General features: G+C 45.6%; 11 protein-coding genes. 3 read left to right on the top strand and 8 right to left on the bottom strand.

Translation table 11 applies throughout. The annotated features are described in order from the left end of the window. Positions 1–59: 59 nt before the first annotated feature. The 6 genes from Q0230_RS01735 to Q0230_RS01760 form a co-directional block, all read right to left on the bottom strand. Positions 60–731 carry a response regulator gene (locus Q0230_RS01735; RefSeq protein WP_298607531.1) on the bottom strand — a complete coding sequence of 224 codons (672 nt, stop codon included), beginning with the start codon at positions 729–731 and terminating at the stop codon, positions 60–62. 25 nt (positions 732–756) lie between these two features. Then, on the bottom strand, positions 757–2,451 hold the full coding sequence (locus tag Q0230_RS01740; protein WP_298607532.1) for a histidine kinase: 1,695 nt from the start codon (positions 2,449–2,451) through the stop codon (positions 757–759). Positions 2,452–2,456: 5 nt separating this feature from the next. Next, entirely contained in the window at positions 2,457–2,768 is a 312-nt protein-coding gene (locus Q0230_RS01745; RefSeq protein ID WP_298607533.1) for an iron-sulfur cluster assembly accessory protein, read from the bottom strand. Next, positions 2,765–4,159, bottom strand: a complete 1,395-nt coding sequence (locus Q0230_RS01750; protein WP_298607535.1) for a cobyrinate a,c-diamide synthase — start codon at positions 4,157–4,159, stop codon at positions 2,765–2,767. Before Q0230_RS01750 ends, Q0230_RS01745 begins: the two co-directional genes overlap by 4 nt. 167 nt (positions 4,160–4,326) lie before the next feature. Then, entirely contained in the window at positions 4,327–4,677 is a 351-nt protein-coding gene (locus tag Q0230_RS19655) for an FKBP-type peptidyl-prolyl cis-trans isomerase (protein ID WP_367274121.1), read from the bottom strand. A 400-nt stretch (positions 4,678–5,077) separates the two neighbouring features. After that, complete coding sequence (locus tag Q0230_RS01760) at positions 5,078–5,623, bottom strand: Smr/MutS family protein (protein ID WP_298607539.1); 546 nt, start codon at positions 5,621–5,623, stop codon at positions 5,078–5,080. 49 nt (positions 5,624–5,672) lie between these two features. On the opposite strand from Q0230_RS01760, the gene surE reads away from it, so the two are divergent. The 3 genes from surE to Q0230_RS01775 all read left to right on the top strand — a co-directional run bounded on the left by surE (position 5,673) and on the right by Q0230_RS01775 (position 8,474). After that, positions 5,673–6,434: a 5'/3'-nucleotidase SurE gene (gene surE, locus Q0230_RS01765; RefSeq protein ID WP_298607540.1), complete on the top strand. Its 762-nt coding sequence runs from the start codon at positions 5,673–5,675 to the stop codon at positions 6,432–6,434. Next, entirely contained in the window at positions 6,421–7,092 is a 672-nt protein-coding gene (locus Q0230_RS01770; RefSeq protein WP_298607541.1) for a protein-L-isoaspartate(D-aspartate) O-methyltransferase, read from the top strand. The genes surE and Q0230_RS01770 overlap by 14 nt, the downstream gene beginning before the upstream one ends. 347 nt (positions 7,093–7,439) lie before the next feature. Next, positions 7,440–8,474 (top strand): LysM peptidoglycan-binding domain-containing protein, encoded by a 1,035-nt coding sequence (locus Q0230_RS01775; protein ID WP_298607542.1) that lies wholly within the window; start codon positions 7,440–7,442, stop codon positions 8,472–8,474. A 65-nt stretch (positions 8,475–8,539) separates the two neighbouring features. On the opposite strand, the gene Q0230_RS01780 is transcribed toward Q0230_RS01775, so the two are convergent. Both Q0230_RS01780 and Q0230_RS01785 read right to left on the bottom strand, forming a co-directional pair. Further along, positions 8,540–9,061 (bottom strand): TlpA disulfide reductase family protein, encoded by a 522-nt coding sequence (locus tag Q0230_RS01780; RefSeq protein ID WP_298607543.1) that lies wholly within the window; start codon positions 9,059–9,061, stop codon positions 8,540–8,542. A 348-nt stretch (positions 9,062–9,409) separates the two neighbouring features. Then, entirely contained in the window at positions 9,410–11,854 is a 2,445-nt protein-coding gene (locus Q0230_RS01785) for an IPTL-CTERM sorting domain-containing protein (RefSeq protein WP_298607545.1), read from the bottom strand. Positions 11,855–11,923 lie beyond the last annotated feature (69 nt).

Here is an 11,923-nt window from a genome sequence, read left to right on the forward strand (position 1 = left end):
CGGATTGAGTAATTGATCCGCCTGCTCTCCTCAGACGGGTTGCAGCCATAATTTAGGCTTCAACTTCCCTCAGAAGCACTCGCACGTACACCATGTTCAACTGCCATTACCGCAGCCGTAATTCGCGAACTTACATTGAGTTTGCGCAAGATGGCTTTCACATGCAGCTTTACTGTCCCATCAGAAATGCCTAAGTTACGGGCAATCACCTTATTACTTTGCCCTTCTGCTAGCAGAGTAAGGATTTCATATTCCCTTGGCGTCAGTTCTGAGAAGGGATTATCCGCTTTACCATCATTCAGATCCCCGTTTTCGCCACGTACAAAGCGAGCGAGTACAGGCGTTAATTCGGGAGCGACAGCGGTATGTCCTGCTAGCACATCCCGCAAAGCTACAACCAATTGATCCGGTTCAATATCTTTCAATAAATAACCGCGTGCGCCACTGCGTAAAGCTTCGACTAAATCATTTTCATTGGTACTCGTAGTGAGCATAATCACTTTGAGAGTGGGATGATTTTTGCGTAATTGCCGCAAAACGGCTAAGCCATCCATATGCGGCATACGCATATCTAAGAGCACAATGTCAGGGTTCAACTCAGCAACCTTGCGAATCCCCTCTTCGCCACTCCCGACCGCCGCGACTACATCAATTTCCCGCCGCACCAGCAAATCTTGCAGGCCGGCACGAAACAAAGTGTGATCATCAATCAGCAATATTTTCTCATTCATCTTTAGTTCCTCCTTGCAGATTGACTCAATTCGCATGTGCTTGCTTCCCCACTAACTCTGAAAGCTGGCGCACTGGTGGCGCATCAAAGCTGAGTTGCATTAAAGTACCCCCCTCATCGGGATCACTTTCAAATTGGATTTCACCGTCAATTTTCTCGGCACGCTCATGCATAATGCGCATACCAATATGTTCACCTGTGGCTGGATTCGGTTCAGGCAAAGGCTCAGGCAAGCCAATTCCATCATCTTCCACTAAAATACTGCAACGGCCTTCTTCTGAACTATACATCAGAATCCGCACGGTACTGGCTTGACTATGCTTGCGCACATTGGTCAGCGCTTCTTGCACGATGCGGATCACTTCAACTTCCACATCTCGATCTAAGTCTTGTAGATTCCAGTTGTGATAAAAGAAGACATCCAGATTGGTTTCTAGCTTAAAACGCTCGGTCAGCTTTTCTATCGCACGCACTACCCCTTTACCATCAATCGGTGCACGGAAATGCGTAATCAGGCTACGTAACTCTGCATAAGCTTCATCAATATTCTTTTCTAAGCCCTCTAGCTCTTGCCAGATGATCTTCTGATCACCGCGTTGTAAAGAATCATCAAATAAACGCACTTTAAAGCGTAGGCTTGCCAAAGTTTGAGCTAAAGAATCATGCAGCTCATGCGCCATCCGTGTGCGCTCTTCCATGATCGAGAGCATGCGTGCATCTTCTTCCACACTGGCTTTTTCAATCGCCATGCCTAAATGTTGGCCGATACTGGTTAATAGCTCATGTTCTTCTTCAAGGCGTACAAACTCGTCACGCGAAACAAATAGGTTATACATACCTAACACTTTCTCGCGGTAACTCAGCGGAATCGCCAGCATTTCAATCTGCCGTTCTTGCTTAAACATCGGCCGGCCTAAAATCAAACCACATTGGCGCATATCTTCCCGCGCAATAATCACCTGCTCACTCGCAGCACGCCCACAGAGACAATCCGGATGGGGTAATTTTGATTCTAAACCTGCAATATGGTTTTCTAAGCCTACATAGGCGACTAACTTCATCTGCCCTTCTGCATCCAATAAGCGTACTGCGACGGCTTCAGCTTTGAACACATCCTGTAAAGTAGTTAGAAACCCCTTAAGCAACTCATCTAAAGTATTCGAGCGGTTGACACTCGCAGCGACATCATACAAAACACTAAGATGATGATTTTTCTGCGCAATAAACTGTTCTTGCCGATTTAAGCGTTGCTGCTGCATACGCGAAACCGCTTGATAATCGTCGGTAATCGCATTGATTTGCTCGCGAATGCGAATCGAGGGGCAACCACGCCGTGAGGTGGGCATGCGAACCGTTAAATTACCCTTGCGTAACTGTTGCGCCCAACGGGATAAGTCAGTCCCAAAGAGCACAAACTCCGACCACATCCAATACAGCAAGGTAAGTACGCCAGCACCCGCAACCAACCAAAGCAAACTCATCACCGGAGGAATCCAAGCAGCCTTAGCATTGGTATGGATGACCCAAAAATACAAAGCACCAATCCCAATAAACCAACTGAGTAAGACGGTGAGGGCAATACGAGCACGTAAGGGGAAGGCAATAACCGGTTTACTGCTTTGTGGTTTATTCAAGGATTGAGCGCGCAAACCGACGGGACGCGCATTATTGGTAGACTCAACAGCTAGGTCTGTTTGAGGGCTGTCAATACTACTGCCCATAGGTTTCAAACCTGAGGGGGGCGATAATGGGGATCATTCGGATTCATAAAGACAAACTCCAGACGCCCCTCCAAATCGACAAAATCCAACCAAGCGCCTTTTAATAAGCGGGCAGAGACCGCATCAATAATCACACTGACACCCTCCTGTGCAAAGACTACATCACCGACTTGTTGAACCTCATCAAAACCCATTTGGTAATGAAAATGCCCATCTGCTTTACGCTCAGCCGCAATTCTTAAAGGTAAACCCTGTGCTTGTGAGTGCTGGGCGGACAATTGAATTTGCTTTGCCGCCTCCGGCGTAATCGTCATCATGCCGCTTGTTTCCTCACTTGTCTTTGCTGCCGCACAAACTCCATAAAGCGTTGTGCCCAAGGATAGGCTTGGGTATGGCGCAAATGGGTATAAGACGCTAACAGATTTTTATACACCCAACCATCATGCGCGCCATCAATCCCTTGACCCCGCAGGACTTTGTAAGCGTAATGGCCTTGCTCGCTTAAATTCTCTAGGCGCGAATAATGGAATTCATGCGCTGGCACCTTTATATCCGTGGTCAGCCTTGGCCAAGGCATCGCTGGGGTTTCCTCCAAATATACATAACCGCGGCCTTGTGGCTTAGGATACATCATGGCATCCCCTGGAATAATGCCAACCATCTCGGCGCGCTGTCCACGCCAGTGCAAACTACGCGCTAAATACATTAAACCGCCACACTCTGCATAAGTAGGTAAACCGGCTTCAATCGCCTGACGAATAGAGGCACGCATACTGCGATTAGCTTCCAATTGCTGCATCTGGGTTTCAGGAAAGCCGCCACCAATGAAAAGACCATCAATGCTCGGTAACTGCGTATCCTGCAAGGTATTAATCGGCACTAACTCAGCACCGGCTTGCTGCAAAGCTTCCAAATCGCCCGGATAATAAAACCCAAAGGCAGCATCTTGGCAAATACCAATGCGTAGTTTGCTGGGATTGGCAAATGATTTGCCAATCCCAGGCTGCATGACAGTCGGCAAACTCGGCGCTTGTTGAGCCAGTGTAAAAAGCTTAGTTAACTCAACCTGCTCAGCCACTAAAGCGCGAATGCGAGCAATTTGTTGCTCAGCATCGACTTGCTCATTGCTCGGCATCAGACCTAAATGGCGCTCTTCAATCTGCATATCAGCAGCATCTTGTACCGCACCCAATACTGGAACATCCGTAAAATACTCGACGGCTTGACGTAATTTAGTGGCGTGACGTGCCCCACCCACCCGATTTAAAATCACCCCAGCGATATTCACTTCCCGATCAAAGGCTACATGCCCGAGCAAAATCGGCACAATCCCGCGGGTCATGCCACGGGTATCTAAGACTAATACCACAGGTGCTTGCAGTAATTTGGCAAGGGCTGCATTGCTATCTGAACCGTCTAAAGACAAGCCATCATATAAGCCTTTATTCGCTTCAATCAGGCTTAAGTCAGCACTTTGCCCATAATGCTGGATGCAATGCAGGATTTCATGCTGGCTAGAAGTATTAAAATCCAGATTATGACAAGCCTGCTGGCTAGCAGCCGTGAGCCACAAAGGATCAATATAATCAGGGCCTTTTTTAAAAGGCTGAACGCGCAAACCTTGCTGCTGCCAAGCCGCGCAGAGGCCAATAGACAAAGTAGTTTTGCCAGAAGATTTATGTGCTGCGGAAATAAATAATCTTGCCATTTATGCAGTGTAACGCAAGTACTTGCGAACCTGACCTTACCCAAAAGAGAGAGTAATTTGGCCGATAGAGATAGAAGAATTTTAAATAGGCAAGAAAATAGAAAATTTATTTTAATTTTTAGCAGAGCTAGCAATTAAATCACTAGCTCTGTTTGCTTGATTACAGCTTATTTAACGTCTAAGAGTTCAACATCAAAGACTAGGGTTGCATTCGGTGGGATTAAGCCACCACCGGCACCCGTTTCGCCGTAAGCTAAACTGGCGGGAATAGTTAAAGTACGTTGACCGCCCACTTTCATCCCAGCGACACCTTGATCCCAACCTTGGATCACTTGACCACCGCCTAAAGAAAACTCAAAGGGTTCATCACGATCATAGGAGCTGTCAAATTTAGTACCGTGTTTGTCGGCTGCTTTTTCATCGTATAGCCAACCTGTGTAGTGCACACTAACGGTTTTGCCCGCGACGGCTTCGGCGCCTGTACCTGCTTTCACATCATTAGATTGTAAGCTAGTAATAGTAGAACTACCCGCAGCAGGAGCAGCGGCAGCGGCCGGTTCAGGACTCACTGCTGTGGTCGCAGGATCAGCAGACTTGGCTGCTTCAGTCGCTGGAGCTTCTGCCGGTTTAGCCGCTTCAGTAGGGGTTGCAGTTGTACTAGTCGCTGCAGGTTCGGCAGCTTTAGTTTCAGTAGCTGTCGTTGTACTTGTATTAGTGGTAGCCGCTTTATCACCACAAGCTGCTAATAAAGCCCCAACTGATAATAGAGTTGCTATCGTTAAACTGAGTTTTTTATTCATTCTCAAAGGTGTCCAGAACATGAAAGACAAAGGGTATATTATGCCCCCTTTTTATTAAGTTTTGCACATAAGCTTTGTAAAATGCTCTTTCCTAGCCTGCTAAACCTAACCAAGTATTTTAGCGCTTCAATAAAACGTAAACAGCGCCTGTGCCCCCATCCACTGGGCGCGCTGAATGAAAAGCTTGTACACGATCATGTTGGCGCAACCAATGATTCACTTTGGTTTTGAGTACCGGACCGCGATGATTAGAGCGATTGCCCTTCCCATGAATGATACGTACACATTCGCCTTGTAAAGGATAAACTGTCACCAAAAATTCGGCTAAATAAGCCTGTGATTGACGGATATTCAAACCATGCAAATCTAACTCAGCCGCAACTCGATATTCACCACGCCGTAACTTATTAAATACCCGATGTTGTACACCTGGGCGCAAGTAGCTGAGCATATCGCCTGGTTGCAATTCGGTCGGGTCATATTCATCCGAAAACATGTCCAACAATACTTGTTGTTCGTCTTCAATAGTTTTCAAAGGAATTGCAGGCGGCTTATGAATCGCTAGTTCCGCTTGATTTAGCGGTTGCAGGGGCGCGACATCCTGCATAGACTCCCGAAATAACGCTAAGTCCTCAGCGGGAGGTGACTTGTGTTCGTTTTGCATTGAGCATCCTCCTGCTAATTTCATCCATTTACTGTTTGCTTAGGACATCATGAATATATTGCTGAGCAATGATGACGGCTTTCAAGCCCCCGGCCTCACTGCTTTACGCCTCGCCCTCTCTGCGCAGCATCAGGTGATTACGGTTGCACCTGACCGCGACCGCAGTGGTGCTAGCAACTCGCTTACCTTACTCAATCCGCTCCGCTTACGCCAACAAGGCGATAACTTATATAGCGTAAATGGAACACCAACCGACTGCGTACATTTAGGCTTAACCGGATTGTATGACAACCCGCCGGATATTGTGATTTCCGGTATCAATTCAGGGCCTAATATGGGTGATGATGTGCTTTATTCTGGTACAGTCGCAGCAGCGATGGAAGGCCGGCATTTAGGCTATCCGTCGTTGGCTGTCTCGATGAATTCAAGTGACACTCGCCATTTACAAACTGCCGTTAATGCGGTGTTACATTTACTACCGCTGACACAAAGCTATCCTGATCGCAGCCATATGATTTTAAACATTAATGTGCCGAATTTAGCTTGGGAGCAGATACGTGGCTTTAAGGTAACCCGCTTAGGGAAACGTCATTATTCAGAACCAGCGATTCGTACCACTGATCCTCGGGGTCGAGAAATATTCTGGGTCGGTGCGGTAGGCGGGATTGCAGAAGCAGGTGAAGGTACTGATTTTCATGCCGTCGATCAAGGATATATTTCTATTACACCGATTCAGAGCGATTTAACTCGTTACCAAGCCCTAGTCTGTACCCAGCAATGGCTAGAGGAGCAAACTCATGGCGCTGACTAGATTAGCCATCGAAGGCATCGGCATGACTTCTCAACGCACCCGAGATCGCATGATTCAACGCTTGCGTGAGCAAGGGATCAAAAATGAAGCATTGCTTGAAGTCATGCGCAAAGTGCCTAGACATTTATTTATGGATCAGGCACTGGCTACGCGCTCTTATGAAGATACCGCTTTACCTATTGGTCATGGGCAGACGATTTCTCAGCCCTATATAGTGGCACGGATGACCGAATTACTATTGGCAACTGAACAGCCTTTAGAAAAAGTCTTAGAAGTCGGTACAGGTTCAGGTTATCAAGCGGCCATTCTTGGCAAATTGATTCCCAAAATCTATACCGTAGAACGGATTCAAGCCCTGTATAAACAAGCCCGTCAGTTATTGGATGAATTAGGCTATCGCAATATTCGCACCAGCTTAAGTGATGGTAGCTGGGGGGTAAGCTATGAAGCACCTTTTGATGGCATTTTAGTAACTGCCGCCCCAGAAGAAATCCCCAAAGCACTCTTAGAACAGCTCGCGCTTGGCGCACGTCTGATTATTCCCACTGGCAAACAAGGGGAGACACAACTCCTTAAAGTAATTACCCGTCAAACTGAAGAAGAGTATCAAGAACAGATTATTGAAGCGGTGCAGTTTGTACCTTTAGTGCGTAATTAAGGGTTTTTCTAAGGAAAATGAATGGATGCTGAAACTTTTCTGTGGTTTAAACGACAAAGTATCCATGCAAATTTAAGAGTGACTTAAGGTGTTTTCTGGGCATGCACTCTTAGCTAAAACACCACTAAAAGTATAGTGATTGCGTAGTGTGCATTATCAACAGTCTTGATTCCATTTATAATTACGGACATTATCGAATTGGGAGCACGTTCTTTCTTGGCGCAGAGCTCAGTGTCTGCACAAACCCCAACGTGTTTTGAAAGGTTTGGTTCGTAGCCTCGACTGGTTTAGCTGTTTGCAATGTAGCTGCTCTCTTTTTAAGCGTTTAAATAACACAGGTGTATCTCATGGACAGAACAATTAAGCTTCTCGCAGCAAGCTCCGTAGTCATGTTAACAATGACAGCTTGTGCTCCAGGCTATTCGCCTTATGGCTCATCGGGTACGAATGGTAGTACTTATAATGATAACTACGGTGGCGGGGGTGGCGCGACTAAAGCACCTGTGACTCACTCACATGGTGGCAAAGTACACTCACATGCTTTACCTAGCACGGGTTTACGGCATACCCATGCCACAGGTAGCGGCTACGGTGGAACTGGTTCTGGCTATACAGGTGGTGGATACAGCGGGGGTTATAATGGGGGTGGCAATACGTATGTTCCTCCACGCCCTAATTATCCACAACAGAACTATAATCCGGGCAATAATAATGGTGGTGTACCGCATACACATTGTGGTCGTGTACATAGCCACCCATTACCAGGTCAAGGCTTAGCACATACCCACGGCAATCCTGCTTGCCCAGCTGGCCAAGCTTCGGGTGGTCAGCAAGGGGGACAATATGGCTGGCAGCAAGGCGGGCAATCTGGTGGCCAGCAGCAAGGTAATAACAGCGGCTACGATTATGCCTATGGCAATAACAACAATAATGGTAATGGCACCAGTTATGATTACTCTGGCCAAGCGGGTAACGGTGGCTCTAATACCGACAATGGTGGCTATTACAACTATGGTGGCTCAGGCTCTAGTAGCAATAACCAAAACTACTACGACAATACTCAGCCAAAAGCTCCATCCAACTATTACGACAATAACTCCAACACTAACTATGACTACAGCTCACCCAGCTCTAATGGTGGCAACAGTAGTGGTAGTTATGACTCTTATACAGGTGGTAGTAGCAATGGTGGAAGTAGCAGTGGTGGCTCTTTCGCACCTAATAATTATTCTGGCGGCAATAGCTACACCGTGAAACGTGGCGACACAGTATTCCAAGTCATGCGCAATACTGGGGTTTATTGGAAAGACATTATTCGTTTGAATAATTTACAAGCGCCTAATTATCAAATTAATCCAGGCCAAGTATTACGTCTTAAATAATTAAACTATAAAAAACCCGTGCTTTAAGCACGGGTTTTAATATTAAATTAGGTAGATTGATTAGATTAGCAAACGCCTTCCGTACAGGGCTTTTCAACACCCTCGCCTTTATTAGAAAACTTTTGCGGTTCTTTATCGAAATAACCTTTGATTTGCTCAACAGTCACCGCACCCATATGGGTATCAATCACATTACCTTGCGGTGAAACAACATAAGTTGTAGGTACACCATAAATTAAGCCTAAAGCAAACATAGTGCTATCTTGAGTAGGCACAACCGTATAATTAATACCCTTTTGACGAATGAACCGGCGCAACTCTGGATCAGGCGTTTCACCCGCATCCATTCCTAACACCACTACATCATTACGGTACTGCGCTGCTACTTGTTTCAAAGCAGGGATTTCAGATAGGCAGGGCCCACATTGTGGAGACCAGTAATTTACAATCACCCACTTGCCCTTATACTCAGAAAATTGGTGTTGTTTACCGTAAATGTCTTGAAAAGAAAAATTCGGTGTTTGTGCGGAGACAGCCGCAGACATCAATAAACCAGAAAAAATAGTTACCCACTTCACAAATTTCATATGCGTACGCCCTCAAACCTTTGACCTAGTAATTGGAAACAGTCACTGCTCAACGAGTTATTATTTTGTTATAAAATGATGACCGACTAGAGGCTTTAGTTATATTAAACTTTGTTATCAACACCCGCAGAGATCAAAGATTCAGTTAACTTGTTTATGCAAGACTGGTAATAGATAGCCCTTTAAAAGCGCTTTCAAATACAGTACTAAGATTATGGATAGCCTGCTTTGATTGCAAGTTGTATTTCCACAACATTTTGACAGTCAAATAATTTTATTTATACATACATAAATTAAGGCCATGCACATCAGTAACATGGCCCTATATCTAGTTTTACTTACGAGGTTTTAATTCTTTTTAGAAAACCGCCGCACTGCAAATACCCCCAAGAGCATCGTCAATAAGACTTGTGCCCATTGGCTGAGTGTTGGTACAGAAACTTGCGAATTAGCCGCCGTATTAATAAAGCGCTTATCTAAATAATCAGGTACACCATTCTTATCTGCATCGGCAGCATCGGCTGGATTACCATCATTATTCGTATCTGCCATCTCTTTGCTAGTTGCGACTCCATCACCGTCATCATCCGCATCCAAATAGTCTGGAATTCCGTCCGCATCAGTATCAGTATTGAGTACACCGGCAGTTTTGTAGTTTTCGTAGATGGTTTGGATACCATCATTGTCGTCATCTTTATCTAAAGCATTGATAATGCCGTCGCCATCGGTATCCAAAGCTTTAGTGAGATCACTACCTACCTCTTTATTATCAGGAACACTATCACCATCTGAGTCGATTTTATTAGGATTGGTACCTAATTTGCCTTCCTCTGCATTAGTTAAGCCATCACCATCATCATCGGCTGTCGGGCTACTCGCATCATTTGCGTCTAAATAGTCAACTATCCCATCACCATCCGTATCGCGTGGATTAGTCGCTGGATTGACATCTGCATCGGTGTTGTCATCTTCCGTTTTAGTGAGTTTGCCATCACCGTCATCGTCGTCATCTAACGCATCGATTTTACCATCACCATCCGTATCGCTCGGTTTATTCAGATCTGCACCCACTTCTAACTTATCAGGAATACCATCAGCATCACTGTCCTTCGAAGCTGGATTGGTTCCTAAAGTTGCCTCTTGTGCATCGGTTAAACCATCACCATCAGTGTCTATGACGGCTGGTTTAGTGGTGACCGTCACTGTAATAATACCTGTGCTTTTGCCTCCGTTACCATCCGCAGCTACATAACTGAAGCTATCCGTACCCGCATAGGTAGCATCAGCAGTATAAACCACCTTATTAGAAACAATGGCTACTGTACCGTGTGCCCCATCCGCCACACTTTCAATCGTTAAGGTATCACCATCGGCATCAGTGTCATTGGCTAAGGCATCCACAGTGACTGAACTACCGGCTACTACGGTCGCACTATCAGCGGCTGCTTTAGGTGTTGTATTGGTCGTTGCGCTATCAGTTGGGTCTAAAGGATCAGGAATCCCATCACTATCGGTATCACGAGGATTGGTCAATGGATTGCCATCGCTATCCGTATTATTGTCTTCATCTTTAGTCAGCTTGCCATCACCATCATCATCCGTATCTAGATAATTCGGCTTTCCATCATTATCGGTGTCGGTGGGACTAGTGGCAGGATTTTTGTCTGCATCAGCGTTTTTGTCTTCATCTTTAGTAGGAATGCCATCGCCATCATCATCCGTATCTAAAGCATCAATTTTGCCATCACCATTGGTATCCAGCGGTTTGGTAACATCAGCGCCCACTTCAAACTTATCAGGAACACCATCTAAATCAGTATCAGCTACAGCCGGATCAGTCCCTAAAGTTGTTTCTTGAGCATCGGTTAAACCATCACCGTCGGTGTCTGTTCCGGTACTAGTTGAAGTAACTGTTACTGTGACTGTACCTGCAGTAATCCCACCTTTGGCATCAGAGGCATAATAAGTGAAGGTATCGGTTCCCACATAAGCGGGATCGGAAGCATAAACCAGCTTGCCACTTTTAAGCGTGACTGTACCGAAATCGCCATCAGTCATATGCTGAATATAGAGCGTATCGTTATTAGCATCAGTGTCATTACCTAAGACATTGATAGTAACAGAACTACCAGAGGCTACGGTTGCTGTGTCTGCGGTAGTGGTTGGAGCCGTATTGCCGGTACTGGAGGTACAATCAGCCTCAGCGGCTGTCCCATAATTTCCTGCATAAGCGCTCAGAGTATCCGCATTAACTGACCAGCCATTACTGCTAAATTCATTCCCAGGATTAGTATTTTGCGAGTTCTTCTCAATATTAAAAGGATCAGAGCTATTGTTAATTAGTGCTACTGAACCTATGCATTTACCCGTATTTTTAAAACTAAATACCTCTTGTTCAACACCGGCCTCCCATTGAAAGGCTTGGGAATCTGTAATATTCGCGGAAAAGGATAAATAGTCGTAATTTGGATTTTCAGTAGGTGCATAGACTTTAGAGCTATTCGACCACGTCACCCCTGTGAAAGCGCTTGAAATTGTAGAGGCAGGTACTACAAAACGATTAGGTAAATCTGCATGGGGTACTAGAATGGTCACTTGGGAGGTGGTGGAGGTATCAGGACTTGGAGTAGTTAGAGGCCGCATATAAACTTTATACACACTAGTAGCGGTGTCCCATCTCACACTAAACTCTACCCCTTGAGTTGGTGTTGCTGCCAACGCATAACCGGCTTGTGCCGCAAGAAGAAAAGTAATCCCCCTAAGAACAGCCTGCTTCAGTGACTTTTTCATCATTATTTACCACTTTTTTTAATTCTTATTAACAACTTAACATTGAACTGCAGATGGGGAATCACCCATCTG

The sequence above is a fragment of the uncultured Thiothrix sp. genome, from assembly GCF_937876535.1.
Classification (GTDB): Bacteria; Pseudomonadota; Gammaproteobacteria; order Thiotrichales; family Thiotrichaceae; genus Thiolinea.